This window comes from Mesorhizobium sp. M0618 (assembly GCF_040320765.1).
Classification (GTDB): Bacteria; Pseudomonadota; Alphaproteobacteria; order Rhizobiales; family Rhizobiaceae; genus Mesorhizobium.
This window is the reverse complement of sequence record NZ_JAMYQH010000048.1, coordinates 14,449-41,391: the sequence shown is the minus strand read 5'-3', so window position 1 is coordinate 41,391 and position 26,943 is coordinate 14,449. Positions and strand designations below refer to the sequence as shown.

25 protein-coding genes and 1 pseudogene are annotated in these 26,943 nt (G+C 62.9%); 17 read left to right on the top strand and 9 right to left on the bottom strand.

What is annotated here, in order from left to right; genetic code table 11:
• Positions 1 to 213 precede the first annotated feature (213 nt).
• A complete protein-coding gene (locus NKJ04_RS31880; protein ID WP_352679708.1) occupies positions 214 to 1,155 on the bottom strand; it encodes a phosphoribosylaminoimidazolesuccinocarboxamide synthase in 942 nt (313 codons plus the stop codon).
• Between the two features lie 257 nt (positions 1,156 to 1,412).
• On the opposite strand from NKJ04_RS31880, the gene NKJ04_RS31875 reads away from it, so the two are divergent.
• Genes NKJ04_RS31875 through NKJ04_RS31865 form a run of 3 tightly spaced genes read left to right on the top strand, consistent with a single transcriptional unit; the run spans position 1,413 to position 5,151 of the window.
• Complete coding sequence (locus tag NKJ04_RS31875) at positions 1,413 to 3,029, top strand: GMC family oxidoreductase (protein ID WP_352679711.1); 1,617 nt, start codon at positions 1,413 to 1,415, stop codon at positions 3,027 to 3,029.
• On the top strand, positions 3,026 to 4,237 hold the full coding sequence (locus tag NKJ04_RS31870; RefSeq protein WP_352679706.1) for a mandelate racemase/muconate lactonizing enzyme family protein: 1,212 nt from the start codon (positions 3,026 to 3,028) through the stop codon (positions 4,235 to 4,237). The genes NKJ04_RS31875 and NKJ04_RS31870 overlap by 4 nt, the downstream gene beginning before the upstream one ends.
• A complete protein-coding gene (locus tag NKJ04_RS31865; protein ID WP_352679703.1) occupies positions 4,234 to 5,151 on the top strand; it encodes an NAD(P)-dependent oxidoreductase in 918 nt (305 codons plus the stop codon). The genes NKJ04_RS31870 and NKJ04_RS31865 overlap by 4 nt, the downstream gene beginning before the upstream one ends.
• Before the next feature lie 79 nt (positions 5,152 to 5,230).
• On the opposite strand, the gene NKJ04_RS31860 is transcribed toward NKJ04_RS31865, so the two are convergent.
• A complete protein-coding gene (locus tag NKJ04_RS31860) occupies positions 5,231 to 6,169 on the bottom strand; it encodes a diacylglycerol/lipid kinase family protein (protein WP_023809771.1) in 939 nt (312 codons plus the stop codon).
• Positions 6,170 to 6,891: 722 nt separating this feature from the next.
• Here NKJ04_RS31860 and NKJ04_RS31855 point away from each other — a divergent pair.
• The 3 genes from NKJ04_RS31855 to NKJ04_RS31845 all read left to right on the top strand — a co-directional run bounded on the left by NKJ04_RS31855 (position 6,892) and on the right by NKJ04_RS31845 (position 9,134).
• Positions 6,892 to 7,326: a hypothetical protein gene (locus NKJ04_RS31855; protein WP_127294990.1), complete on the top strand. Its 435-nt coding sequence runs from the start codon at positions 6,892 to 6,894 to the stop codon at positions 7,324 to 7,326.
• Positions 7,327 to 7,332: 6 nt separating this feature from the next.
• Positions 7,333 to 8,463 (top strand): hypothetical protein, encoded by a 1,131-nt coding sequence (locus NKJ04_RS31850; RefSeq protein WP_352679699.1) that lies wholly within the window; start codon positions 7,333 to 7,335, stop codon positions 8,461 to 8,463.
• A 149-nt stretch (positions 8,464 to 8,612) separates the two neighbouring features.
• Complete coding sequence (locus tag NKJ04_RS31845) at positions 8,613 to 9,134, top strand: hypothetical protein (protein ID WP_023809774.1); 522 nt, start codon at positions 8,613 to 8,615, stop codon at positions 9,132 to 9,134.
• A gap of 27 nt (positions 9,135 to 9,161) precedes the next feature.
• Here NKJ04_RS31845 and NKJ04_RS31840 read toward each other — a convergent pair whose 3' ends face one another.
• The 4 genes from NKJ04_RS31840 to NKJ04_RS31825 form a co-directional block, all read right to left on the bottom strand.
• Positions 9,162 to 9,692 carry a dihydrofolate reductase family protein gene (locus NKJ04_RS31840; protein WP_352440388.1) on the bottom strand — a complete coding sequence of 177 codons (531 nt, stop codon included), beginning with the start codon at positions 9,690 to 9,692 and terminating at the stop codon, positions 9,162 to 9,164.
• Between the two features lie 95 nt (positions 9,693 to 9,787).
• On the bottom strand, positions 9,788 to 10,420 hold the full coding sequence (locus NKJ04_RS31835; protein ID WP_352679695.1) for a hypothetical protein: 633 nt from the start codon (positions 10,418 to 10,420) through the stop codon (positions 9,788 to 9,790).
• Between the two features lie 15 nt (positions 10,421 to 10,435).
• Complete coding sequence (locus NKJ04_RS31830) at positions 10,436 to 12,058, bottom strand: FAD-binding oxidoreductase (protein ID WP_023809777.1); 1,623 nt, start codon at positions 12,056 to 12,058, stop codon at positions 10,436 to 10,438.
• A gap of 191 nt (positions 12,059 to 12,249) precedes the next feature.
• Positions 12,250 to 12,492: a DUF1344 domain-containing protein gene (locus tag NKJ04_RS31825; RefSeq protein ID WP_013530037.1), complete on the bottom strand. Its 243-nt coding sequence runs from the start codon at positions 12,490 to 12,492 to the stop codon at positions 12,250 to 12,252.
• A 437-nt stretch (positions 12,493 to 12,929) separates the two neighbouring features.
• On the opposite strand from NKJ04_RS31825, the gene NKJ04_RS31820 reads away from it, so the two are divergent.
• Positions 12,930 to 13,424 (top strand): YegJ family protein, encoded by a 495-nt coding sequence (locus tag NKJ04_RS31820; RefSeq protein WP_352679692.1) that lies wholly within the window; start codon positions 12,930 to 12,932, stop codon positions 13,422 to 13,424.
• A 13-nt stretch (positions 13,425 to 13,437) separates the two neighbouring features.
• Here NKJ04_RS31820 and NKJ04_RS31815 read toward each other — a convergent pair whose 3' ends face one another.
• Both NKJ04_RS31815 and NKJ04_RS31810 read right to left on the bottom strand, forming a co-directional pair.
• The gene (locus NKJ04_RS31815) at positions 13,438 to 14,388 is read right to left on the bottom strand and encodes a hypothetical protein (RefSeq protein ID WP_352630018.1); all 951 of its coding nucleotides are present in this window, start codon (positions 14,386 to 14,388) and stop codon (positions 13,438 to 13,440) included.
• A gap of 84 nt (positions 14,389 to 14,472) precedes the next feature.
• Entirely contained in the window at positions 14,473 to 15,531 is a 1,059-nt protein-coding gene (locus NKJ04_RS31810; RefSeq protein ID WP_128303780.1) for a CapA family protein, read from the bottom strand.
• A gap of 106 nt (positions 15,532 to 15,637) precedes the next feature.
• On the opposite strand from NKJ04_RS31810, the gene NKJ04_RS31805 reads away from it, so the two are divergent.
• The 8 genes and pseudogenes from NKJ04_RS31805 to NKJ04_RS31770 all read left to right on the top strand — a co-directional run bounded on the left by NKJ04_RS31805 (position 15,638) and on the right by NKJ04_RS31770 (position 25,158).
• Positions 15,638 to 16,900, top strand: coding sequence for a hypothetical protein (locus tag NKJ04_RS31805; RefSeq protein ID WP_023809781.1), 1,263 nt, complete (start codon positions 15,638 to 15,640; stop codon positions 16,898 to 16,900).
• Between the two features lie 35 nt (positions 16,901 to 16,935).
• A complete protein-coding gene (locus tag NKJ04_RS31800; protein WP_352679689.1) occupies positions 16,936 to 17,190 on the top strand; it encodes a hypothetical protein in 255 nt (84 codons plus the stop codon).
• A gap of 145 nt (positions 17,191 to 17,335) precedes the next feature.
• Positions 17,336 to 18,958, top strand: coding sequence for a DUF2778 domain-containing protein (locus tag NKJ04_RS31795; protein ID WP_352679686.1), 1,623 nt, complete (start codon positions 17,336 to 17,338; stop codon positions 18,956 to 18,958).
• 128 nt (positions 18,959 to 19,086) lie between these two features.
• On the top strand, positions 19,087 to 22,257 hold the full coding sequence (gene uvrB, locus NKJ04_RS31790) for an excinuclease ABC subunit UvrB (protein WP_352679683.1): 3,171 nt from the start codon (positions 19,087 to 19,089) through the stop codon (positions 22,255 to 22,257).
• A 389-nt stretch (positions 22,258 to 22,646) separates the two neighbouring features.
• On the top strand, positions 22,647 to 24,173 hold the full coding sequence (locus tag NKJ04_RS31785; RefSeq protein ID WP_352679680.1) for an ABC-F family ATP-binding cassette domain-containing protein: 1,527 nt from the start codon (positions 22,647 to 22,649) through the stop codon (positions 24,171 to 24,173).
• 77 nt (positions 24,174 to 24,250) lie between these two features.
• Positions 24,251 to 24,528: pseudogene (locus NKJ04_RS31780) on the top strand (type II toxin-antitoxin system RelE/ParE family toxin).
• A 27-nt stretch (positions 24,529 to 24,555) separates the two neighbouring features.
• Positions 24,556 to 24,864, top strand: a complete 309-nt coding sequence (locus NKJ04_RS31775; protein ID WP_127268663.1) for a HigA family addiction module antitoxin — start codon at positions 24,556 to 24,558, stop codon at positions 24,862 to 24,864.
• A 135-nt stretch (positions 24,865 to 24,999) separates the two neighbouring features.
• Positions 25,000 to 25,158, top strand: coding sequence for a hypothetical protein (locus NKJ04_RS31770; protein WP_127268662.1), 159 nt, complete (start codon positions 25,000 to 25,002; stop codon positions 25,156 to 25,158).
• A 16-nt stretch (positions 25,159 to 25,174) separates the two neighbouring features.
• Here the strand turns inward: NKJ04_RS31770 and NKJ04_RS31765 are convergent, their stop codons facing one another.
• Complete coding sequence (locus tag NKJ04_RS31765) at positions 25,175 to 25,789, bottom strand: glutathione S-transferase family protein (protein ID WP_352679676.1); 615 nt, start codon at positions 25,787 to 25,789, stop codon at positions 25,175 to 25,177.
• A 238-nt stretch (positions 25,790 to 26,027) separates the two neighbouring features.
• Here NKJ04_RS31765 and NKJ04_RS31760 point away from each other — a divergent pair, with 238 nt between their 5' ends.
• Together NKJ04_RS31760 and NKJ04_RS31755 are read left to right on the top strand one after the other, a co-directional pair.
• Positions 26,028 to 26,456 carry a VOC family protein gene (locus NKJ04_RS31760; RefSeq protein ID WP_023809793.1) on the top strand — a complete coding sequence of 143 codons (429 nt, stop codon included), beginning with the start codon at positions 26,028 to 26,030 and terminating at the stop codon, positions 26,454 to 26,456.
• A 75-nt stretch (positions 26,457 to 26,531) separates the two neighbouring features.
• Positions 26,532 to 26,885: a DUF1428 domain-containing protein gene (locus tag NKJ04_RS31755; protein WP_023809794.1), complete on the top strand. Its 354-nt coding sequence runs from the start codon at positions 26,532 to 26,534 to the stop codon at positions 26,883 to 26,885.
• Positions 26,886 to 26,943 lie beyond the last annotated feature (58 nt).

Genomic DNA, 26,943 nt, shown 5'->3' with positions numbered 1-26,943 from the left:
TCAACAACAGTGCGCTTCAAACTCTCGCTGTGTTTGGACATGAAAACCCCCGAAGGTTGATGTCCAACTTTCGGGGGTCAGTTCACACAGGCGGGTTTTTCGTTTGATGCACCGTCAGCCAACGCCCGGCAAAGGCTCCGTTAACCCGAGTTGGTGGGCTCTGGCATTGCGATGGGTGGAAGACGGCAGTTCGCATCACCCGGCGAAGGTCGATCAGAAATAGCGTCTGAGGTTCGTGCGAATACGATCGAGCACGCTGTCCCCGGAAAGGTCTGGAGAAAATTCCTTGCCGGTGATCGCCTCATAGGCCTGCGCATAGACCCGCGAAGCCTGTTCGACGATCTCGTCGGGTATCTCTGGAATCGGGTCCTTGTAAGGATCGCATCTGGCCGAGACCCAGGAGCGGATGAAATCCTTGTCAAAACTCTCCGGCCGGCTGCCGCTGGCGAGCGCCTGTCCGTAGCTCGATGCGATCCAATACCGGCTGCTGTCCGGGGTGTGGATTTCATCGGCAAGAATGATGGTCCCGTCCTTGTCGGTGCCGAATTCGTACTTCGTGTCGGCGAGGATCAGGCCGCGTTCCGCGGCGCGCTGCTGGCCGCGGGCGAACAGCCGCAAGGCGTAGTCCGATACGGTATCCCACTGCGCCTGCGTGAGAAGACTCTGCTCGAGGATCTCCGCTTTGGACAGAGGTTCGTCATGGCCGCCATGCGCGGCCTTGCTGGTCGGCGTGATGATCGGCTCCGCCAGCTTTTCATTGTCGCGCAGGCCGTCCGGCAGGTGGATGCCATACATGTCGCGGTCACCGCGCTTGTAGCGCGTCAGAATTGAGGTGCTGGTGGTGCCCGCCAGATAGCCGCGCACGACGATCTCGACCGGCAGGATGTCGAGCCTCGTGCCGACGACGACGTTCGGGTCGGGGTATTCGAGAACATGGTTCGGGCAGATGTCGGCGGTTTCCTCGAACCAGTAGCGCGCCGTCTGCGTCAGGATCTCTCCTTTGTACGGGATCGAAGTCAGGATGGTGTCGAAGGCACTGAGGCGGTCGGTGGCGATGATGATGCGCCGGCCATCCGCAAGGTCGTAGTTCTCGCGGACCTTGCCGCTGTAGTGGCCCGGCAGTTCGGGGATGAACGCGTCAGGGAGGGTTCGCATATGATTTCCTGCCTTCCGCAGAGTGGCCAGAGCATGATTCCGAAAAGTTGCAGACTTTCGGAGAAAATCATGCGCCAAAATAATGCCATCGCATAGGCTGTCGAGAAGGTAGATATCAAGCGCGATTGTCGGGCATCCCCGCAAACCCGGCCAGTTCGACGGTCGCTTTTTTCACAACTGATGCCGGATGGCGCGGCGACTTCGGAATGCCGTCGCGTCTAGGCTGCAGCCAATTTTCCGGAGCCGCCCGCATCATCATGCAGACCTATGATTTCATCATCGTCGGCTCCGGCTCGGCCGGCTCGGTCCTGGCCGAAAAACTCTCAGCCTCGGGACGCTTCTCGGTGCTGGTGCTGGAGGCCGGCGGCACCGACCGCCGCTTCTACGTGCAGATGCCGCTCGGCTACGGCAAGACCTTCTTCGATCCTGCCGTCAACTGGAACTACAAGGCCGAGCCGGATCCGGGCCTCGCCGGCAATACCGACCACTGGCCGCGCGGCATGCTGCTCGGCGGTTCAAGCTCGATCAACGCCATGGTCTGGATCAGGGGCGCCCGCGAGGATTTCGATGCCTGGGCCGCCGCCGGCAATCCCGGCTGGGGCTATGACGATCTGCTTCCCGCCTTCAAGGCGCTCGAGGACAACCAGGCCGGTGCCGACACATGGCGCGGCACGGGCGGCCCGCTGCATGTCACCGACTGTTCGGACGCAGTCCATCCGCTGACCAAACGCTATCTCGCCGCCGGCCAGCAGGCCGGCCTGCCGCTCAACCCGGATTTCAACGGCGCCGCCCAGGAAGGCGTCGGCATCTACCAGATCTCGACCCGCAACGGCCGCCGCATGTCGGCGGCGCGCGCTTTCCTGCGCCCGGCGATGAAGCGCGGGAATGTCCGCGTCGAGATGAAGGCGCTGGCGACAAAAATCCTGTTCGAGGGCAAGCGTGCCGTCGGCGTCGAATACCAGCAGAACGGCGGGATGAAGACGGCGCGTGCCGGCCGCGAAATCATCCTGTCGGGCGGTTCGATCAACTCGCCGCAATTGCTGCAACTGTCCGGCGTCGGCCCTTCCGCGCTACTGAAGGGCCTGGGCATTCCCGCCGTCCATGCCAACGAAAATGTCGGCGCGCATCTGCAGGACCATGTCGGCATCAACTACACGTTCAAGGGCCGGCTGCCGACGCTCAACCAGACGCTGCGTCCCTGGTGGGGCAAGCTGCTGGTCGGCATGCAATACATCCTCACCCGCTCCGGCCCGCTGTCGCTGTCGATGAACAATGCCGGCGGCTTCTTCCGCACCGACCCGGCGGCGGCGCGGCCCAACATGCAGCTCTATTTCCAGGCCTTCTCGACCGTCATTCCCAAAAGCGGCGAGCGCCCGATCCTGACGCCCGATCCGTGGCCGGGTTTCTCCATCGGCCTGTCCAACTGCCGCCCGTCGAGCCGTGGCGAGATCATGATCCGCTCGGCCAACCCGCGCGACTACCCAAGGATAACGGCCAACGCCTATTCGACCGAGGCCGACGTCGCCGAGATGCTCGACGCGGTGAAGTTCGTGCGCAAGATCGCGTCGATGCCCGCCATGGCCGAGATCATCGAGGAAGAGGTCCTGCCCGGTCCGTCGATCGCCTCCGACGCCGATCTGATCCAGGATTTCCGGAAACGCTCCGGCACCGTCTATCACCCGGTGTCGACCTGCCGCATGGGCCCCGATCCCGCGCGCGCCGTCGTCGATCCACGTCTCAAGGTGCACGGCGTCGAAGGCTTGCGCGTCATCGACGCCTCGATCTTTCCCGACAACATCACCGGCAACACCAACGCCGCCTCGATCATGACCGGTTGGAAGGGCGCCGAATTGGTTCTGGAGGACCAAAAATGAAGATCACCGACGTCAAGACCTGGGTTGTCGGCAATCCGCCGCCCGGCATCGGCGGCAAGTATTTCATCTTCGTCAAGCTGACCACCGATGGTGGCGTGGTCGGCTATGGCGAGGCCTACAACGCCACCTTCTCGGCCCATGTTACCGCCCGGATGGTCGAGGACATGGCCGAGCGCTATCTCATCGGCCGCGATCCGCACGACATCGAGAACTTCTTCCGCCGCGCCTATTCCTCCGGCTTCACCCAGCGCCCCGATGTGTCCGGCATGGGCTGCTTCTCGGCGCTGGAAATGGCCTGCTGGGACATTATCGGCAAGGAAGCCGACAAGCCGGTCTACAAATTGCTCGGCGGCCAGGTGCACGAGACGCTGCGCTCCTACACCTATCTCTATCCGCACAGCGGCAGCGTCCACTCCGAGGACGCGCACGGCAAGAACGTCTACAACGATCCAGATCTCGCCGCTGCCTGTGCGCTCGAATATGTCGACCAGGGTTTCAATGCCGTCAAGCTCGACCCGGCCGGCCCCTACACCGCCTTCGACGGCCATCAGCCGCGCCTCGTCGATATCGACCTGTCCACCCGCATGATCAAGGCAATCCGCGAGGCGGTCGGCACCCGCGCCGACATCCTGTTCGGCACGCACGGCCAGTTCACGGCGTCCGGCGCGCTGCGCATGGCGCGCGCCATCGAGCCCTACGATCCGTTGTGGTTCGAGGAGCCGGTGCCGCCCGACATGCCGGAGGTGATGGCGCAAGTGGCCCGCGCGACCTCGATCCCGATCGCCACCGGCGAGCGGCTGACGACCAAATTCGAGTTCGCCCGCGTCATCGAGAACCGCGCCGCGACCATCCTGCAGCCGGACCTCGGCCGCTCCGGCGGCATTCTCGAAACCAAGAAGATCGCCGCCATGGCCGAGGCCTACCACATCCAGATCGCGCCGCATTGCTATTGCGGACCGATCGTCGGTGCGGCCAACATCCAGCTGGCGGTGACGCTGCCCAACTTCCTCATCCTGGAATCGCTGAAGCAGTGGGACGGTTTCCACGCCACGCTGCTGAAGAAGAAGATCGAGTGGCAGGACGGCAAAATCATCCCCTCAAAGGAGCCCGGCCTCGGCGTCGAGCTCAACGAGGCGGTCTGCGACGCGCACCCCTATACGGGCAAGGACCTGCATCTGCAGATGATGCAGACGCCGTTGATGCCGTGAGCGAAAGCTACGCCTTCATCGGTCTTGGCCACCTCGGCGGCAACCTTGCCGCCAGCCTGATCCGCAACGGCTTTGCCGTCACCGTCTTCGACCGTGATCCCACCGCCGTCGAGCGCCTGGTGGTGCTCGGGGCCACAGCGGCAAGCAGCCCCGCCGAGGCCGCCGCACGGGCCGGCAACGCCATCTCCTGCCTGCCCTCTCCGAAGGTCAGCGAAGCCGTGCTGGCGGGCGCCGATGGTCTGCTGGAGGGCCTGCCCACAGGCGGCACCTGGATCGAGATGTCGACCAACGGCCGCGACGAGATTCTCCGCCTCGCGGCCCTCGCCTCGGCCAAAGGCATCGAGACGCTGGAATGCCCGGTCACCGGCGGCGTGCATCTGGCGGCGGCCGGAAAGATCACCGCGCTGGTCGGCGGCGATCCAGCGCTCTATGCGCGCCATCGCCCGGCAATCGAAGCGATGTGCGCGAAATCGTTCTTGATGGGGCCGGTCGGCTCGGCGGCGGTGATCAAGGTGATCACCAACATGCTCGCCTTCGTTCACCTCGTCGCCGCCGGCGAGGCGCTGATGCTGGCCAAGCGAGGCGGGCTCGACCTCGCCCAAGCTTATCACGCCATCGTCGCCTCCTCCGGCAACAGCTTCGTCCACGATACCGAAAGCCAGCTCATTCTCAACGGCTCCTACGATATCGGCTTCACCATGGATCTGGCGCTGAAGGACCTCAGCTTCGCGCTCGCCATGGGCGAACAGTCAGGCGTGCCGCTTGAGCTGGCGTCGCGCGTCAACGCGATTTTTCAGCAAGGCAAGGCCGCCTATGGCGGCGGCGCCTGGTCGACCCAGATCGTCAAACTGTTGGAAGATGCCGTCGGCACCGACCTGCGCGCACCTGGTTTCCCGGCCAAGCTCGAACTCTAACGCCGGCTGGATATTAAGCGATTTCAGCGAGTTGGCTGGATCGGCGGATTCATCTGAATCAATCCGTCAACGGCTTGATTCAGTATCTGAGCGTCAACGCACCCGGCAGGATCTCGAAGGTCGCGGGTATGCGTCCCGGCGACTCGCCGTCTATGTCGACCAGCGCGCCGTTCTTCTCGACATCGCCGAGCGGTTCGACCACCACTTTCCTGCCGCGCAAGATGGTGATCGCTGGATGGTTGCGGTGCCGGCCGCCATAGAGCAGCCGGATGTCCCAGATCAGCTTCAGCTTGCCGGCGGCGCGCAGGATGACGATGTCGAACTGCCCGTCGGTCAGTTCCGCATCCGGCGCGATCATCATGCCGCCGCCGAAGAATTTTCCGTTGGCGACCGCCACCAGCGCCATGCGCGCTTCGACGGGCGCGCCGTCGTCGACCGTGATCCTGACGTCCTGGAAGCGGTAGCGGATGAACTCGACCACGGTGCGCCACAGGAAAAGCGCCTTGGCCGACATCCTGCCCTTGCGCTTGTCGGCATTGACGGCGCGGTCAGTGGCGCCGGAAAGCCCCAGGCTGGCGATGTTGATGAAATGCCGGCTGGCCAGCGCGCCGTGATCGTCGATGTAGCAGATGCGCCCGGCATCGACCTTGCGACCCTTGGCTTCGGCCAACCGCTTCAGCACGGCATCCACCTCTTTCGGCAGGCCGAGCCCGCGCGCGAAATCGATGCCGGTGCCGCACGGCAAGAGGCCGAGCTCGGTGGTCCGGCCGCTTTCCTGGAACGCCTGCAGCAGTCCATCGGCCACTTCGCTGGCAGTGCCGTCGCCGCCGGCCGCAATCACCAGGTCGAAGCCAATCATCGCGAGATCGATTGCCAGCCTTTCGGCGTCACCTTCCGCCTGCGTTTCGCGCAGCTCGAATTCGCCAAAATGCTTTTTCAGCGACACGGCGACATCAGGCCAATGCCGTTTCAGCCGGCCCCCACCGGCAATCGGGTTGAGAACCACTCCGACTTTCAAGCAACCCTCCCGCAAGGATCGAGGCGCTCGGCGCCTCGAATCCTTTGCCGGCATTGAAGACTGCACCCGCCCGCAGAGCAAGGCCGAATGTCCGCCGATGACGCCCATCGTGGCGGACAGGAAAATTTCGTTACCCCAGCTTGATCCCCGATAATCCCGTTATCCACAGGCCTCCGGCCATTCCCCAGGACCCTTACCCGGCGTAGGTTAAACCCATCTCAGGCGGCTACCGATCATCAAGCCGAAAGGCGAAGTGAAAGGCGGATTTCCTGAGGCCCGTACGGCCCGAAGCGAGAGCAGGCTTGCCTGTTTCGAGGGACGGAGCCGAGACCTACGGGGCCGCGGAAAGCGTGCCAACGCCGACGGCGGACCGATGCTGCCATGAAGGACGGCAGAAACCTTCGATGGTGCGCAGGGCAAAGCCCGCAAGGGTGGAAACCAGCGTGGTCCCGAACGGACGCTGCTCTCGGGCGGCGGACTGGCAGGACCGTCAAAATCAAGGCCGGCAAGGCGCGACGACTTTACGGAAGTTGCTGCCGCGACCGTGTCCTGATCTGACAGGGAGGCGCTGGGAGAAATCCCGGCGCCGACTGTCTTTTTGCCCCTCGATATCCTTCGCCGGCGATCTCGCGGGCGCCGCTTCACCGCGCGCTAAAATCGGTTAGTATCGCTGCGTCGTCAGAGTCTGTTTGCAAAGCGGACTCGTAGAGGGGGGATACTTCATGACGCTGATCCAGAAGCTTGCCGTCGCCTATGCTTTCCTGTTTTTCGGCGTCGTCGCCATTGGCTACATACCCGCGTTCAATGACGCTGGCGGCAATCTGTTCGGTCTGTTTTCGCTGCAATGGTATGACGACCTGCTGCACGCCTTCTCCGGCGTCTGGGCGCTGGCCGCCGCCTTCATCTCGCACCGCCAGGCGGTGTTCTATTTCAAGTTGTTCGGTTCGGTCTACCTGTTCGACGGCGTGCTCGGTCTGGTCACCGGTTCCGGCTGCCTCGATGCCGGCATCTTCATCAACGGCTTCCGCTCCCTCAACGATATCGAATTCCCGGCCCGCTTCTTCGCCAACCTGCCGCACCTGGTCATCGGTGGCTTCGCCGTCTATGTCGGCTTCCGGCTGGCCAGGCGCATACACGAACACTTCGCCACGGCCTGATCTGGCATGTTCCTGTTCCGCTGGCTGAAGCGCATCATCAAGACGATCCTGTGGGTGATCGTCCTCGTCATCCTCATCCCGATCGCCGGGCTGAGCTACGGCTTTCTGACGACGTCGTCGCTCGACAAGACGCCGCTGCCCGGAATTGCCGATGGCGCGCCGCCCAAGGCGCTGGCCGACAAGGTCCGCGCCGAGATCCCCTTCTACCAGCGGCCGGAGGAATCGACCTTCCTCACCTATCCGGAATGGGCGATCGTCTACGCCGCGCGCGAATATGCCGGCTTCGTCGACAAGGACCAGCCGAGCGGCTTTCCCTACTGGTCCTATGTCGGCCGCTTCTGGCAGGACTACGCCATGGTCATCCGCGCCAGTTCTGCCTACAAGTTCAACTACGCCAACCACCAGATGCTGGTCATCATCGGCACCAGCCACTCGATCGAGCATATATTGCAGTGGGCCTATGAGAACACGGTCGGCCGCATCACCGAGGCGACGACGGCCAAGCGCACCGCCGCCGACATCTATCAGGCCAAGCTGGCGGCGGACTATGCAGGGTTTCTCGACCAGGTGCCCTGGTATCAGTTCCCCTATGCCGAGAAGCGCGCCGGCCTGTTTGCCGTGCAGCCGGCGCCGGGAGACAGCTCGATCCGGACCAGCGAACGCAAGCTGGCGTTCGGCCTCGCCGACACCATCAAGCAGGGCTATGCCGACCTGATCACCAAGGCGCTCGCCGCGACGATGGACCCTGCCTTGCTCGACGTCCATGTCTGGGCCAAGGGACCCGTCGGCGAAGCCACCCGCAACGAGCCCGACACCTTGCTCGAACGCGACATGGGCGCTGACGGCACCATCTTCGTCACCAGGCGCTATCAGGTCTTCACCGAAATGATCCCGCCCCTGATCGACAAGGGCGTCTCCTTCGTCGAGATCGGCGGCAATGACGAGATCATGGTCACGGTGCTCTCCACCGATACGATCGCTGTTCCCGAAGGCATGCGCATCCTGTTCAGCTATCCGCTCCCGGCCGATCAATCCACGCGCCGCACCGGCATGGTCGTCGCCGTGCGCAAGCTGCATCTCGTGCTGCCGGCGCTGATCAAGGCCGGTGCCCGGCTTGAACACGTCTACGATTACTGAGGCCTTTCGGCCACGCCCGGCCAGGATATGCATTTCCTGCGCTCCGCCACGCCCATTCCACAATCGCGGCCAAATCCCGCCTTGTTCGCGCGCGAAGGAATGGGAAGAAATGGATGGATTGCCGGGGGGCATCTCGAAGGGACAAGACCGTGATCAAGACCGCCCTTGTCGCCATGACCATTGTCGGCTGCGACTGCGACGCCAAGCTTTGCGAATATATCGGCGAGACGCCGGCCAAGTGGTCGACCGTCGCCGAGTGCGAAGCGGCGATGAAGAGCCAGATGCTGCACGAGCGCAATTTCAACTATCCGCTCGTCTCCGGCATTTGCCGCACGAAGGGTTCGTCGTCCTCCTCGCAGCTGGCCGCGACCGCATCGCGCCCGGAACTGAAGCCCGCCAGCCGCGTTGTCAGGACCGAAAGCCCATTGCCGCCTGAATTGAGCCACCGGCCGAGCGTTTCGGTCGGTTCACCGACGACCGCCATGGAAGCGGATGCCGCCCGGCCGGTCGCCTATGAACAGGTGGTCGACGGCGGAACCGGTGTGCTCTATCGCACCAAGAACGGCTACGCCGTGGTCAAGACCGATCTCGGCCGCGCCGCCTCGGCGACCGCCGATGCCGCGAAACGCTCCGTGAACTGGCTGGCCGGCTTGGTGCCGAAGGGGCTTTAGGCCCGCCGGCGTTTGACGACCGCGTGGTCAGGCAGGAACATAGGTCAACCTGATTACGTCATCACCGATCAAATCGCTGGCCACAAAGCGAAGCGGCGGCCGGGGGCCGGCGAAAAATGGCTTGCCCTGACCGAGCACGAACGGATGGAGGTAAAGTTGATATTCATCGATAAGACCAAGATCGGTCAGGCTTCGTGCCAGGTTTGGTCCGGAAACTGAAATCTCCCCGACGAGCTCAGCCTTAAGCCCACCTATCACCGCCTCGACGTTGTCCCCGACAAGTGTGGCGTTGGGGCCGACCGACTTCAGCGAGCGCGACACAACCCACTTCGGTTGGCTCCGCCACGCCGCCGCGAATTCGTGCGCCTCCGCGCTCCATTCAGGACTGTCTTCGTCCCAATAACGCATGACCTCGTACATGCCGCGACCGTAAACACTGCCGCTCAAATTGCGCACTTGCTCTATCCAGTGACGAAAGATTGTCGGGCCTGACGGCATTTTCTGGTGGTCGACGTAACCGTCGAGGGACTGGTTCATTCTGAAAATGAGCTTCGCCATGCTGCAGGACCTCCAATTCAGGGTCGTCAGAATAACTTGAGCCGCCGTTATGCAAAAGTATGGATTCCCCCCCGAAACCCAACTGAGACACGACCCTAGTCCGGCCTGAACTTGACCTTCAGGCTCTGCCAGAACTTGTCGATAAGCGGCTGTTCGGTCGCTGCATCCTCGCCGGCAACGCGGGTGATGAACAGCAGCCCCCGATCGGCCAGGCCGAAGCCGACGATCTCGAAATCGGCGGTGTCGGTGCGTGTCTTCACCTCGGCGCGGATCCCGGTCAATTCCTTGCCGTCGGCGAGCTTGCGCGTCATCGGCTCCTGCGTCAGCTTGGCGCCGGCCTGCACCGATTCCTTGGTCATCTCCTGCAGCATCAACTGGTTGAGCGACACCGGGTTCATCTTGCCATATTCCTGCACGACGACGATCGTGCCCAGCGCCGACGCCATTAGATACTGCGTGATATCATCGCCGAGATCGGTCTTGGTCACCGAAATATTGCTCGGATGGACGAAGGAGAAATCGCTGCCGGAGAAGGTCGCGAAGTCGTTGCGCTCGAGCGTCACCTTGCTGTGCTTACCGCCGGGTAGCGTCACATCAGTGCTCTCGCCGGGATCGATATCGACCGTCACACCGTCGATGGTCAGCTTGAAGGCCTTGAGATCCTCGGCTCCGGCGGGGCCAGCGCACAGCGCGATGAGGATGAGTGCCGCGGCTGATACCTTGCGCATGAAGTCTCCTAACGTCTACGCCACCCCGCTCAGCGCCTTGATGGCACGGTAGAAGGTCGAGGAAAACAGTTCCGTCGGGTCATACTGCCGCTTCGCCGCCAGGAAGGCCGGCAGTTCGGGATAGGAGGCGAGCAATTCCCTGGCCGTATAATGCAGCTGGTAAGGCAGGAAGAAGCGCCCGCCATGCTTGATCGTCACGTCGATCAGCGCCCGCGTCAGCGCGCGCATCCTGGCATTGCCGTCGGCATCGGTCGGCTGGTTGATGTAGAGCACCAGCGAATAGGCTGGCTCCGGCGCGTAGGTCAGCGCCACATCCTCCTTGTGGACGATGCGCACCGAAGCATTGAGCACCGGCAGCGTCTGGTTGCGCAGGATCTCGCGCGTTTCCGCGATGAATTCGACATAGGCGGCACGTGGAATAAAATATTCGTGCAGGATGTCGGTCTCTTCTATTTGATCGTTGAAGAGATAGGGCACCGAATCGTGCATCGGGTTGTTGCGGGTGACGAGACAGGCCTCGCCCTCGGCCATGGCCGAAGTACGCGCCACCGTGCAGCTTTCAAATTTCGGCTCCAGCGTCTTTTCGGTGAACCACTTCAACTCCTGGAACAGGCTGCCCCATTTCGCCAGGTTGATGATCACCCGTTTCAGCCCGACTGAACCCGGCTCGCCGATCTCAGGCTGATCCGCCGGCGGCTGCTCCGCCACCTTGTCGTAACGGTAGACGATCATATCCTCGAGGAAATTGCCGGGCGCCGTCGACAGATGGCCGTAGAACAGGCCGATATTCTTGTTCGGCTCCAGCACCTCGGCGAAGAATTTCGGAAAATCGTCCGATCTGATGATTTCGCGCGAGGTCCGGTAGACGGCGTTTTCGACGATATCGAGCGTCGCCTCCAGCACCACGCCGAACAGGCCATAGCCGCCGACGACGTGGCGGAACAGATCGGTGTTCTCGGTGGGCGAGCAGGTCGTCACCGAGCCGTCGGCCAGCATCACTCGCATCGAGCGGATCGAGCCCGCCACCGACCCTGCCTGGTGGTCCATACCGTGCGCATTGACCGACAGCGAGCCGCCGACCGAGAAGATGTCGGTCGACTGCATCGCCTTCACCGCAAAGCGCGGATGCAGAAGGTTCTGGATGTCGTGCCAGCGCGCGCCCGGCTGCAAGGTCATGGTCTTCGCCGCCGCATCCACGGTCACCTTGTTGAACTTTCTGAGGTCGAGTACCAGCGCGTTGTCGTCGAAGGCATGCCCGCCCATCGAATGGCGAATGGCGGCAAGCGAGACTTTCAGGCCATTGGCACGCGCGAAGGCCAGCGCATTGGCGATGTGCTCGTCCTCGCTGACCTCGACGACGCCGTAGACCGGCGTCATCGACAGGCCGCTGGCATCGTTGATGTCGCCGCCTTTTGCCGACCAGGGCAGCGACGCATCGAAGGCCGGCGCATTGTCCAGCGGCTTCAAAGGCAACGCGAAGCCGTCGATATCGGCTATCCGTCCGGCGTTCTTCGGCCCCGAAGGCGCGCGCGCCAGCCGCGCCACGGTGTTGCCGCCCCACAGCACCGCGCCACCTAGGACAGCCGCACCCAGCAGCAATCGCCGCGACAGGCGAAACCCTTTTTGTTCGTCGGCCATGAATATCCCCCGTTGGCCAAGGGATAGCGCGGCTTTTTGGCAAAAACCATAGCGATGCCGCCGGGACAGCGTTCCGCCTCGCATCGAGGGGTGGAGGGCACGAAAATGGCCGATCCCGGAGGGACCGGCCATGAGTGGAACAGGGTTGAAAAATCCGGTCAGCAGGTCTGCCGACGCACGATGCTCTCGCCTTACGAGGCCTTCTTGATCGACGTCACGATGCCCGTCTTGTCATCGACAGTCACCGCCACCTTGGCGCCGACCTTCAATTTCCCGATCGTCGCTTCCGGTGACAGCTGGTAGATCTTGCCGTCGTCGAGGGTGATCGACTTGGTCGTCGGGTCGACGGCCTGGATCGTGCCCTGAACGGTCGCGGCATAGGCCGTGCCGAGGAAGGCGAGCAGAGCGGCGGTGGTTGCGAGGGTCTTCTTCATGGGGTGCACTCCGTGCTGTTTCACTTTTCCGGGCCGCCTTGGGAAACGACAGCACCGGACGGCCTGAAACTGGAACGGAAGCGCTCGCTCCGCAAATCACGTTGGGTGAATTTTTGCAAACAATATCATAGGCTTAATTCCGACACATTGTCTGCGACCGAGATCATTTCAGGCCGCTTCGGCTCCCCCAATGAGCGGACTTCTGTCCGCGAAAAGAGTCGTTTAGCCGGATTGTGGCGGGCGGTTTCGATCACGGCGCGGCCGCCGCAATCCGTCTCAAGCGGCATCACGAAACAAACTGCCGACCGGTCATCGATACACATTTTGTTTCATGGATCAGCTCAACTCGCCGCTCCGAAGTGGATGAAACTCGCGCTCCGGTTGCAAATCGGGAACGGATGCCGGATGGTGCGCCGTTACGATGAAGGGGGCCTTCCATGAAACTTGCAGTCCGGACCGCGATGTCCCTGATGCTGGCGCTTGCGCCGGGGTCCGCCTGTGCGCAAGGCGCGGATCCGGGCGATGACAAGACGATTATGTTTACCGAGGACGATCCCGAGATGGCGGCAGCGACAGCGCAGGCGCTCGCCAGCCTGGATGAATTCCTGGCACTGTCCGAGGCTCCTTCCTCCGACACCGACAGGTTCAAATTGAAGGTCAAGGTGCGCGACGGCAACGTCAGCGAGCACTTCTGGGTCATCCCGTTCCGCCGCACTGAAATAGGCTTTGTCGGCATATTGGCGAACCAGCCGGAGCAAGTGCGTAATGTGGTCCTCGGGCAGAATATAGAACTCACCCGAAACGATATTTCCGACTGGGGCTATATGCGCGCCGGCCATCAGGTCGGCAGCTTCACCGTCTGCGTTATGTTCAACAAAATGTCGAAAGAGGAGGCGGACACCATGCGCGACCAATACGGCTTTGACTGCTGACAGCGAGGCCCAACTAATCGATCTCGTCCTTCGCGCCGATCTTGCGCACAAGTGCCGCCGTCGCCAGCATCGCGCCCATGTCCGATATCATCGGCGCGACATGCGTGGTGTAATCGAGCGGCACCGAAATATCCGGCAGCTCGAAGAAATTCTTCGTCTGCGGCAACAGCAGGAACCCATCGCTGCCGTTGAGCGCGACACGGGCCGGATCGTCCGGCCAGGTTTCGCCAAGCCATTTCAGCGCCTGCGCCAGCCGGCCGCTCACCAGTGGCTGTGCCGCCCCGAGATTGTCGGTGCGGAACTCGTACGCGGCGTCGAGCGCCACGTCGCCACTGGACAGCTCCTGCAGCTTGCTGGCGAATATGCCGCGAAAGAAACTGATGACCGCGTTGGTCCGGCGCGTCGCCACCAATATGCCGGGGAACGGCGCGATGGTCTCGAAGGCGACGATGACGCCCTGAAAGGCCGTCGACGAGCCCTTGCCCGACCCTTCCCGCAGATGCGCCTCGTAGAGCTCGAACGGAAACCCTTCGTAGCGGCCCGCGACGATGTCGTCGAACGCCTGCCGGTTGAACGGACCAACCGCCGTGCGCGGCAACCGGTCGAATGAATTCGGCGTCACGCCATGCTGGTAGCGCATGTCGGCGATGAAGCCGAAGATGATCGGCAACAGCGTCTCGCGGAACGATTGCTGCAGCCGCGTCGCCGGTTTCCTGGCCTGGAAATAGAGCAGGATCGAAGCCGCGAAGCCGATGACATACAGGAACACATGCGGCGTCGAGACCCATTGCTCGTTGGGGTCGGCGACCTTGTTGAACAGCCAGGCGACCAGCACCACGGCCACCAGCACCAGGCCGACGAACACCGGCACCCGCCAGCGCACCTGCCTGACCGCCGACGCCCTCGCCGCTTCATAGGCCGCGATGTCTTTCCGGATGCCGGCGATGACCGTTTCGCTCGGCATGAAATCCGCTGTTTCCACCGCTATCCCCCGCAATCCTGCCTCTGCGGGAGCATGATAGTCGGTTTTGCAGGGGCCGCCAGACGTTTAAGCGGGTACGCCTTGATCGGTTGGTGGAGAAGGGAAGATCGCTTTCAGTCGCCCCTCGACCTTGTCACGCACTCGGCCCTCCAAAGCCTCCACCAACACCAGCCGCTCATGGTCGCCGGCGCGCAGGCGCATGAAGGGATGCAGCCGGTAAGATGCAATCGTGCCGCGCGTACCGGCATCGGCACTGACATCGACAGTGAGGATAGAACCGATGCGACCCGGCCATGGCTGGCGGGCGAAGGCGGTGCCGAGGAAATCGCCGAGTCCATAAGCGACCACCGTCTTGTCGATCCTTTCCACCGGCTGCACGACATGGGCGTGATGGCCGGCGATCAGTCCGACGCCCTGCCCGGCCAGCCGCCTGGCCAGCGCCCGCGTCTCGGCACGCGGAAAATGCCGGAACTCCCAGTCCCAATGCGGCACGGCGCAGAGAAGATCCAAGCCAGCGCGCGGCCAGCCCGCCGGATCGCTGTCCATCGAAACGCGCCCGGTGAACAGGTTTTCATCGGCGTTGCGCCACAGCGTGAAGGCGGCAAAGCCGATATCAAGCGGTCCGACCCGGACAGGCATCACCGGACCATTGGCCACCAGGCCGATCGTGCGGATGCCGAGCCGCTGAAACGCTGCCACCGTCTCGTCGAAACCGGCGACGCCCTGATCGAGCACATGATTGTTGGCCAGCGACAACAAGAGCTTTTCGCGTGAAATACCAGCCGCCGCCAGCGCCTCGGCCAGGAACCGCTCGCTCATCGCGTGATGCGTGCCGAGCGTCGTGCCCAGAGCCGCGCTTGCTCTGTCCACAACAGGGCTTTCGCAATTGCCGATCACCAGATCGGCAGCGCCGAGCAGCGCCTTGATCGCCGGATCGCAATCCGGCGCGCTGCGGTTGGCCACCGCCGAGATGTCCCCGACAAAGGCAAGCCGCATTGTCTGCCTCGGCGGCGGATCCATAAGCGTCCCAGCCATCGGCGCAAAGTCTTGCACGTCGCCGGCCAGAGACGGCTTCAGGAAACGCGGCAGCCAGGACAGCTTGTAGGAAAACGGATAATTCGACACGCGATGCCCAATTGTTTGCCCTGTGTAGACCGTCCGGCGGGCGGGTTGAAGCGCAGCGCTGCAAATGGTGTATATCTGCGCTGCGCGACAAATATTGGGGGAAAAGATGACACGACTGGCAGGCCTGCTGACCGCTTTCATTTTGCTCCTGCCGCTGTCTTCCGCGTCGGCGGCAATGCCCGAAGCGGCTACCCGACTGTTCGAGGCGAAGAGCGTGGCCGCGCGCGACGCTGCCCTGTCGATGCTGGAGGCCGCCGCGCCAAACGACCCGGCATCCGCCTATGCGGCCGGGGCGGGCGAGTTCTTCACCGCATTGGAGATCCTGGCCACCGGCCTGCACCGCCATGGTTTCGAAAGCCCGCAGTCCTTCATGCTGCCACTGATGCGGTTGCCGGTGCCCGACAATCCCAATCCCGAGCCGCTGACTTACGAGCAGTTCCGCGCCATCCTGGTCGGCTTCCGCGACCGGCTGGAAAAATCCGCGGCGACGTTTGCGTCGGTGCCGGCGAACGCCGATATCGGCATGGCGATCGATCTCACCCGTGCGGGCATAGACCTCAACGAGGACGGCACCATCGCGCCGGACGAGAGCATGGCGGCGATCATCGCCGCGTTGTCCCGTGGCGGCATTACATCGGACGACGCCGTCCCCACGCTCACCTTCCGTTTCGACCGCGCCGACGGGTACTGGCTGCAGGGCTATGCCGAGTTCCTGATGGCGCAGGCCGATTTCTGGCTGGCGCATGATTTCAGGAGCACCTTCGACGGCTCGTTCCACATGCTGTTCCCGCGCGCCAAGCTGCCGTTGCAGGATATTCTGGTGCCGCCGGCCGGCGACATGGGCTCGAGCATCTTCTCGTCGGAATGGCGCATCGCCGATTTCATCTCGATGGTGCATCTCATCAACTGGCCGGTGGTCGAACCGGAGCGCCGGCAAGCGGCGCGCCGCCACCTGCTGGAAATGATCCGGCTGTCGCGCGAGGACTGGAAGGCGATCCGCGCCGAGACCGACAATGACCGCGAATGGCTGCCTGGACCGCAGCAGAAGGGCGAGAACCCGCTCACCGGCCTCGAAGTCGGCGAGGAGCAGGTTCAGGCCTGGCTCGCCGCCCTGACCATGGCCGAAGATCTCCTGGAGGGCCGCAAGTTGCTGCCGCATTTCCGCGTCACCGCCGGCACGGGCCTTGGCATCAACATGAAGCGCTTCTTCGATGACCCGAAAAACTTCGATCTGGTGCTGTCGATCACCGGCCCGGCCATCGCGCCCTACCTCGAAAGCGGCGAGCTCGTCACCAGCAGCGATTTCGACCAGATCCAGCGCCAGTTCGGCGGCGGCGGGTTTCTGACCTTTGCGCTCTGGTTCAACTGAGGGCGGGATGTTGAGGCTCTTCCGCAGGGGAAATCTTGGCAAGACCGGCAACATTTTTACTGGAAACAGGCGCCTTTCCCAGGCGATGTCTGCTGGCAGTCACCTCACTGCAGATGCCGCGCGAAGGCGCTTCGCAAAAATTAGCAGCGGCTGTTTTGCTTGACTCGGCCGCCAAAAACAGGCAGCAAAACCAGGTCGGAAGGGCGACAACACCACTTTCCTGGCCGTGGACGAAGGCTGATTTGGCCAAAATCCACATCTCGTCGTTGGTTTTGAGAGGAATTGATTAACCAACTTTGTCCATATTTTGAAGCAATTGGCAACCAACTACAGACGCGGCAAACGCGTCGAGGACCACCTGGGATCACTCACAGAATGGTCGTCGCGGCTCTCAAGGCCACGTACGGGGAAACCGATTGAAGCGAGATTGGTTGCATGGCGTTGTTGAGTACACATAAAAAAAACCGGGGACAGCGTGAGGGCGGCGAGTTCGTCGATGCTCCGCGTTCCTCTTCCTTCAACGCTGGCCGGGTGGCCCGCTGGGTCGCACTGCCCTGCGTCAGCACTGCCATCGGCCTTTGGCTGATCGGCACCATGGCCGGCCTCAGTTCCGTCGGCGCCTCGCTGTCGGCGACTTCGGTTGGCCTGCCCCAGACGCTGTCCATGCCGGGATCGCTCGCATTTACCGATCCGCTGAAACAGCACTTCTTGAAAGCACCCTTCGTGCTGGCCAATGCCAATGGCGGCACTCAGGCCCTGCATGATCATTCGGTGCAGTGCGGTGCCAGCTGTTTCAAGCTGGCCAGGGTAAGCTCACGGGCGGAAAAGTCCGAACGCCTTGTAGCGCAGGCAAAGCCGATGCCAGCCGCCGTGAAGTCGAAGGCGCAGGAGCGCTTCGAACGCATGGAAGCGTCGCTTTCGCCGATGAAGCTGGCCGCTGCCTTTGCCGACGCCGGAAAGCCTGCCGCCACTGCCAACACGCGCCCGGTGATCTCCACCGTCGCACCGCGAATTGCCGAGGCGTCGCTGGTGCCGTCCGTCCAGGTCACGGCCAGCCTGTCCGATAACATGCCAGTTCCGGCGGCCGAACGTTTCGCCCGGCTGGATACCGGCTCGGTGGTCGTGCAGACCGCACCGCAGCCGATGGGCTTTGCCCAATCCGATACGCCGGACAATTCGCAGTTGGCGCTTGCCCTCGTGCAGTCGCTGCCGGCCGACGACGAGGCGTTCGCCTCACCGCTGCCGATCGAGGAATCGTCAGCCGATGTCGCGGTTTCACCCGTCGAAACCCAGCAGGATCAACCCGGCGATGCCGCCTCGCTGCCGGACGCGCTGACCGACGACGTGCCGTTGCCGACCCGCCGCCCGCAATTCGACCCGCCGCAGCCCAAAATCGTCCAGCAGCAGCCTAAGCCCGTTCAGCAGCCCAAATCTGTTCAGCAGCCCAAGCCCGCCCAGCAATCGAAGCCGGCACGCGAGACGGTCCAGCAGGCCCAGCCGGCAAAACCGACGCGGCAAGGCCGGCCGGCCGATGGCGGCGATGTGCTGGCCTATGCTAAGCCCGACACGCCTTCGGGCGGCCTTGGCAAGGCGTTCAGAAATCTGTTCAACTCGCCGGGATCCAGAAGCGGAGCCGGAAATGGCGTCGCCGTCTACGATATCAGCGCCGGCACCGTCTACATGCCTGACGGCTCAAGGCTCGAGGCTCATTCTGGCATCGGCGCCATGACGGACCAGCCGCGCTATGCCGACCAGAAGAACCGCGGACCGACACCGCCCAACACCTACAATCTGTCGCTGCGCGAGACGCGCTTCCACGGAGTGGAGGCCTTGCGCCTGACACCGGCCGATGGCCGCAACAAATACAATCGCGACGGCTTTCTGGCCCATACCTACCTGCTTCGAGGCCGCTACGGCCAGTCGAGCGGTTGCGTCGCCTTCAAGGACTATGCGCGCTTCCTCGCCGCCTACAAGAAGGGCAAGATCAAACGCCTTGTCGTGGTGCCGCGCCTGAACGGGTCGGCGACGCAGGTCGCATCAGCCGCCAGGGGCGTGTAGCGACAAGAGGCTTTCGGCCGCACCTTCCCGCCTGCTCCTGACAGCCTGCTGTCAGGAGCAGCGCTGTTCGGCACGCCTCTCCCCACCGCGCTCTTTCCATTTTGGCCAGGAAATCCCATATTCGGGACATGGCCAAATCCCCCGATAAGAAAACGCCGCCGACGGCGAACGACGACCGCGCCGCGCCGAAGCGGCGCAGCCCGCTGACCGATTTCCTCGACGCCTCCGAGCCGCTGCACAAAGGCGGTTTCGCCGAGATGCCGCAGCCGGAGCTCTCTGGCACGCCGCTGACCGGTTCGATCGCGGATTGGGCCGAGCAGATCGAGCAGGAAGCCGAAAACGAAGGACGTCTTGTCGGCAAGGGCGACGGCGGCAAATCGCCGAAGCCGTCGAAGAAGATACCCGAGCGCTCGAGCTCGCCGGGACGCAGTTCGCGCGGCACCTCGATGGGTGGCGCGGCGTCAGCCAGGGAGCGCACGGCAGCCGGCCTCAACCCGGTCGCCGGTCTCGACATCTCGCTGGAAGACGCCGAGACGATGGCCTCGGGCAGCGTCACCGCTACCGTCGCCGCGCTGTCGGCGCTGATCGAATCCGGCAATCCGCTGCACAAGGACGGCGTGCTGTGGACGCCGCACCGCCCTGCCCGCCCCGAAAAATCCGAAGGCGGCATTGCCATCAAGATGGTTTCGGATTTCGAGCCGGCCGGCGATCAGCCGACCGCGATCAAGGATCTGGTCGAAGGCGTCGACAACAACGACCGGACCCAAGTGCTGCTCGGCGTCACCGGCTCCGGAAAAACCTTCACCATGGCCAAGGTGATCGAGGAGACGCAGCGCCCTGCCTTGATCCTGGCGCCGAACAAGACGCTGGCGGCGCAGCTCTATTCCGAGTTCAAGAAATTCTTCCCGGAAAACGCCGTCGAGTATTTCGTCTCCTACTACGACTATTACCAGCCGGAAGCCTACGTCCCGCGCACCGACACTTTCATCGAGAAGGAATCCTCGATCAACGAACAGATCGACCGCATGCGCCACTCGGCGACGCGTTCGCTGCTCGAGCGCGACGACGTCATCATCGTCGCCTCTGTGTCCTGCATCTACGGTATCGGCTCGGTCGAGACCTACACGGCGATGACCTTCCAGATGCAGATCGGCGACCGGCTCGACCAGCGCGCGCTGCTCGCCGATCTCGTCGCCCAGCAGTACAAGCGGCAGGACATCAACTTCGTCCGCGGCTCGTTCCGCGTGCGCGGCGACACGATCGAGATCTTCCCCGCCCACCTGGAAGACCGCGCCTGGCGCATCTCGATGTTCGGCGACGAGATCGAGCAGATCACCGAGTTCGATCCGCTGACCGGCCAGAAGACCGGCGAGCTGAAAAGCGTCAAAATCTACGCCAATTCGCACTATGTGACGCCGCGCCCGACGCTGAACCAGGCGATCAAGTCGATCAAGGAAGAGCTCAAGCACCGGCTGGTCGAACTCGAGCGCGCAGGCCGCCTGCTCGAGGCGCAGCGGCTGGAACAGCGCTGCCGCTTCGACCTCGAGATGCTGGAAGCCACCGGTTCCTGCGCCGGCATCGAGAACTATTCGCGCTATCTCACCGGCCGCCAGCCGGGTGATCCGCCGCCGACGCTGTTCGAGTACATTCCCGACAACGCGCTGGTCTTCATCGATGAAAGCCATGTCACCGTGCCGCAGATCGGCGGCATGTATCGCGGCGACTTTCGCCGCAAGGCGACACTGGCCGAATACGGCTTCCGTCTGCCGTCCTGCATGGACAACCGGCCGCTGCGCTTCGAGGAATGGGATGCCATGCGTCCGCTTTCGGTCGCCGTCTCGGCGACCCCTGGCGGCTGGGAAATGGAGCAGGCCGGCGGCGTCTTCGCCGAACAGGTCATCCGCCCGACCGGCCTGATCGATCCGCCGGTCGAGGTTCGCCCGGCCAAGACCCAGGTCGACGATGTCGTCGGCGAAATCCGCGACACCACCAAGGCCGGCTATCGCACGCTGGTCACGGTGCTGACCAAGCGCATGGCCGAGGATTTGACCGAATATCTGCATGAGCAAGGCATCCGCGTCCGCTACATGCACTCCGACATCGACACGCTGGAGCGCATCGAGATCCTGCGCGATCTGCGCCTCGGCGCCTTCGACGTGCTGGTCGGCATCAACCTGCTGCGCGAAGGCCTCGACATTCCTGAATGCGGCTTCGTCGCCATTCTCGACGCCGACAAGGAAGGGTTTCTGCGCTCGGAAACCTCGCTGATCCAGACCATCGGCCGCGCCGCCAGAAACGTCGACGGCAAGGTCATCCTCTATGCCGACCAGGTGACCGGCTCGATGGAACGGGCGATGGCCGAAACCAACCGCCGCCGCGAAAAGCAGGTGGAGTGGAACGAAGCCAACGGCATCACGCCGGAATCGGTCAAGTCGCGCATCTCCGACATTCTGGACTCGGTCTACGAGAAGGACCATGTCCGCGCCGACATCTCGCAGTTCACCGACAGCGCCGGCGCCATGATGGGCAACAACCTCAAGGCCCATCTCGACGCGATGGAAAAGCAGATGCGCGATGCCGCGGCCAATCTCGACTTCGAGAAGGCGGCTCGTATCCGCGACGAGATCAAGCGTCTGCGAGAGATGGAACTGTCCATCTCCGAAGACCCACTGGCCAAATACGCCGATATGGAAAGCCCGGCCTCGGGTCGCGAAAAAGGCAAGCACAACAAGGGTGTGGCCAAACACCGTACAGCTGAGGAACAGGAGCGTTTCCGCAAGCTCGACGCGGCACAGGCCGCAGAGGAAGCCGCCAGGGCCGCCCGGCCCAACCTCTTCCGCAAACCAGCGCTCGACGAAATGGGCGCCGATGGCGCCGTACCGGTAAAGAAGCCGCTGTTTGCCAAGCCTTCGATCGACGATATGGGCCCTGGCACCGACATGACGACACCGGCCGGCGCCGTGTCGCGCTCGCTGTTCAAGAAACAGTCGGCCGAAGAGGCACATGGCTCCGATTTCGGCATTCCCGGCGAGCCGGTCAAGCCGCTGTTCAAGAAGAACTCGCTTGATGAGATGACCGTGCGGCGGACCGAAAAGCCGGTAGAAGGAAAGATGCCGGCCAAGCCGCAGCCGATCTCCCCCCAAGTGCGGGAGATGTCCGGCAGGACAGAGGGGGGCGCGAAGGAACACGACGGCAAACCAATCGTTCGCCAGCGCGCCGGCATCGGCTCGTATGAAGACGCGGGAGATGCCCGCCGCGAAAAGCGCAGGCCCGGCAAGACCGGACGGCCGGGGAAGTAGTTCATTCAAACGCCGGCAGGACAGCGCCCCCCCTCTGTCCTGCCGGACATCTCCCCCACGAGGGGGGAGATTGGCAGCTTCACCGCATCGCTCCCTCCTGGACCGCCCACTTGCCACCAGCCTCGCCTTTGGTGTAATCGCTCCGCACACTCGAACGTCTTGAAAGGAGGGCTCACGTGTTTACGTTTCATCGTCACCATCGTCAGCGTGGCCCGATTTCTGCCCTGCGAGCTTGCTTGCAGGGCTGACCAGGGACGGTCCGGGTTTTCCCGCTTCGATTTTTTGGTCTGCCCTTCGTGGTGTTGCAACGCCGAGCCTGATGGCCAGCCTGCGCACCGTCAAAGTGCATTGAACCGGACTTTTCCTCCGGCAAGACCAGAGAAATCAAAATGGCCCTGATCAGCCTCAAATCCCTCGGCGTCACCATGAGTGCGCCGCTGTTTGCCAATCTCGACCTCACCATCGGCTCCGGCGGCCGGCTCGGCATTGTCGCCGCCAATGGCCGCGGCAAGTCGACCTTGCTGAAATGCCTGACCGGCGAGATGGAGCCGACCTCCGGTGACATCACCCGCACGCGCGGCCTGCGCGTCGGTCATGTCGAGCAATCCGTTGCCCCGGCCCTTCTCACCCGCAGCTTCCATCAGGTAGTGGCCGACGTCTTGCCGCCCGAGCAGGCTGAAAGCGAGCTGTGGCGCGTCGACGTGGTTCTCGATTCACTCGATGTGCCGGAGCCCATGCGCGAGCGGCCAATGCAGGCGCTGAGCGGCGGCTGGCAGAGACTGGCGCTGATCGCCCGCGTCTGGGTGACCGATCCGGACGTGCTGCTGCTCGACGAGCCGACCAACCATCTCGACCTTGCTCGCATCAGCCAGTTGGAAACCTGGCTCAACGCATTGCCGCGTGAGGTGCCGGTCGTCATTGCCAGCCACGACCGCGCCTTTCTCGACGCCACCACCAACCGGACGCTGTTCCTGCGCCCGGAACAGTCGCCGGTGTTTGCCCTGCCCTACTCCCGCGCCAGGCTGGCGCTCGACGAGGTCGATGCTTCGACGGAGCGCAAGTTCCAGCGCGACATGAAGGTGGCGCAGCAATTGCGCCGACAGGCGGCCAAGCTCAACAACATCGGCATCAATTCGGGCAGCGATCTGCTGACGGTCAAGACCAAGCAACTCAACCAGCGGGCCGAAAAACTAGAGGAAGCGGCGAACCCGGCGCATCGCGAGAAGTCGGCGGGTGCCATAAAACTGGCCAATCGCGGCACTCACGCCAAAGTGCTGATCACGCTCGACGACGCGGCTGTCGAAACACCCGACGGCACACTGCTGTTTCAGACCGGCAAGCGCCATATCTGCCAGGGCGACCGCATCGTGCTGCTCGGCCGCAATGGCGTCGGCAAGTCGCGCTTCGTCACCTTGATCCGCAATGCCATCATCGAACCGGACACGTTGCGGAATGTGAAGGTGACGCCGTCGACCGTGCTCGGCTACAGCGACCAGGCGCTGTCCGGCATCAGCAGCGACGACACGCCGCTGGCGCTGGTCTCGCGGCGCTACGATGTCGGCGAGCAGCGCGCACGGTCCTTGCTGGCCGGCGCCGGCGTGGTCATCGAGATGCAGGAGAAAAAGATCGGCGTGCTGTCCGGCGGCCAGAAGGCGCGGCTGATGATGCTGGCGCTCAGGCTCGCCGATCCCAACTTCTATCTGCTCGACGAGCCGACCAACCATCTCGACATCGACGGCCAGGAAGCGCTGGAAGCGGAACTGCTGGCACATCAGGCAAGCTGCGTGCTCGCCTCGCACGACCGCTCCTTCATCCGCGCCATCGGCAACCGCTTCTGGCTGATCGAGAAGCGGAAGCTCACCGAAGTCGAAGACCCGGAGGATTTCTTCCGCTCGGTGGTTGAAACGGCAGGATGAGGCCACGGAGTCGACTGGCATGTAAATTATTTGCTTACAGACCTTGTTTTTTGTAAGCAATCTGTTTACATATACCGATGATCAAGTCCTTCAAGAACAAGGCGCTGTCGGACCTCTTTCAAACTGGAAGACCGGCAAGATCGACGCCAAGATGCACAAGCGCATTCTTGTCCGGCTTGACCGCCTGGAAGCTTCGGAGAAGCCGGAGGAAATGAACCTTCCCGGCTTCGATTTCCACCCGCTGAAAGGCTTCGATCCAATCCGCTACACGGTCCACGTCAACGGTCCGTGGTGCATCACATTCGAGTTCGACGGCAAGGACGCCGCCCGCTTCGATTTCGAGCAATATCACTGAGGCGGCCAGACTGGAGAAGTTCGACTTATGACCGTGCACGAGCCGACGCGTCCTATTGAGCGTTGTCCCTCCCACCCGGGAGCGCTGCTTGAGGACATTATCCCGGCAACTGGAAAGACCAAGGTGGAAATTGCAAATCTGCTCGGGATCTCCCGGCAGCAGCTCTATGACATCATCCGCGAAAAGAAGCCGGTTTCGCCGGCTGTGGCCGCTCGCCTCGGGAAGCTGTTCGGCGACGGCGCCGCGATTTGGCTTCGAATGCAAGCGGCTTTCGATGCTTGGCACGCAGAGCGTGAAGTTGATGTTTCAGCGATCCCTACGCTCAGGGTTGCGTAGGTCCGCACGGCAGCATTCGGACAGACCATCAGACGCCGCGATAAAAAATCTCGACGGTCTGACGGATAGCCTCAGCCCGTCGCGTCCTTGGGATGCCGACACGATGATGCCGGCGCCAACCCAGGGAGAATTATCATGTCGGTTCTTTCATCCATCGGTCGCGTCGCAACCCGGTATGCGGCAGCGCGCGCTCGTCACCGCAGCGAGCGCATCCTGCTTTCACTGCCTGCCTCGCTGCGCAAGGATATCGGTTTTCCGGACGTCTTCGACGCGCAGAACGGCCGCCGCCCCTGACCTCGCGAGGCGCCAGTCAGTCATGCGTATCACCTGAAAGCGGTGTCGCCTGCATCGATACGCGTTTTTCGAAAGCCTCGAACCAGTGCGTCAGCCGCGCCCGCGAGCGAAAAGGCGGCAGGTGGCGGAACGCCATCCAGGACAGCGTGGTGGCCAAGGCGATGTGGCCGACATGGAGCGGTGCCTCGTCGTCCAGCGTGCTTTCGATCCAGTCGTAGCTCGCCTCGATCTTTTCCCGGTATCCGTCGGCGAGAGCGCTATAACGCAGCTGTTCGGGTCTTCTTTCCGTCTCCCAGCGCAAAGCGATGCCTGTCTGCGCGAGGCCCTGGGCAACCGACTGCAGCCGCAACGCCTGCCAGCGCGCTTCGCCATCCTGCGGCAGCAGCTTGCGGCCGTCATGCAGCGTGTCGAGATAGGCGCAGATGACATCGGAGTCGAACATCGGCGACGCGTCGGGCCGCAGCAGCACCGGTACTTTGCCGAGGGGATTTTCGGCGTAGACGCGAGCATTGTGCAAGGTCGGACTGGTCTCGTGATGAATGACCTCGAGCCGATCGGCAATGCCGGCCTCATGAGCGAAGACGAGCGCCTTGCGCGCGAAGGGTGAGTGGGTCTGATAGTAGAGGATCATTGTCGTCCCGGGGCTGAAACGGCGTTCGCGTGATCCATCTGTTCTAGCCCGCGAGCAGCGAGAATTGCGCTCTGATTGGGGGCGGTCGACGCAAGTTCGTTTCACGTCTCTCGTTCAGCTGCCGGCTGCCTGGCCAGTCCAGGGCCGGTCTGCCAAAAAAAATCTCCCGGCCATGTAGGATCGCCGCCGCCTCATCCGTCCTTTGGCTCGCAAGGCCAAACGCAAAGAGGAACAACAAATGACTGACCAGACCCCCGTTCAGCCCGCGGCCAAAGTGCTCGGCGGATTGACCCCCTATCTGCAGTTGGATGGCGCCTTCAAGGCTGCCGAATTCTACAAGAAGGCCTTCGGCGCGGAGCAGGTCTTTGCCTATCCGGCGGACGAAAAAGGCCGCACCATGCACATTCACCTCTACATCAACGGCTCGACGCTCATGCTCTCCGATTTCTATCCGGAAAACGGAATGCCCGCCGTCAAGCCGCAGGGTTACACAATGCAGCTTCACCTCGGCAGCGACGATATCGAAGCCTGGTGGAAGCGCGCCGTCGATGCCGGCTGCGAAGTCGCCGTGCCGCTCCAGGTCATGTTCTGGGGTGATCAATGGGGCAATATGCGCGACCCGTTCGGCGTCGAATGGGCGATGAACGCGCCGGTGAAGAAAGCCTGATCTGCCGCCGATGGCCCGAGCCCCTCACCGGCCAGCGCCGGTGAGGCCCCGTGAACTTCCAGGAGGAGATCCAAAATGTCCTATGTCGATGGTTTCGTACTTGCCGTATCCAAGGCAAAACTCGATGACTACAAGAAGCTGGCCAACCTCGCAGGGCCTATCTGGAGGGAACATGGCGCGCTCGCCTATGTCGAATGCATCGGCGACGACGTGCCCTATGGCGAGGTCACGTCCTTCCCGCGTGCCGTGCAGGCCAAGGACGACGAGATCGTCGTCTTCGCCTGGGCCGTCTATGAGTCGCGGGAGAGCCGCGATGCCGTCATGGCCAAGGTGATGGCCGACCCGCGCTTGAAGGCCGATTGGGCGGACATGCCGTTCGACGGCAAGCGCATGATCTTCGGTGGCTTCAAGCCATTCATTGAGCTTTGAGCAGCCGGTAGCGATTAGAAGAAGCCTCAGCTTCGTCATCCTAGGGCGAAGCAGGAGC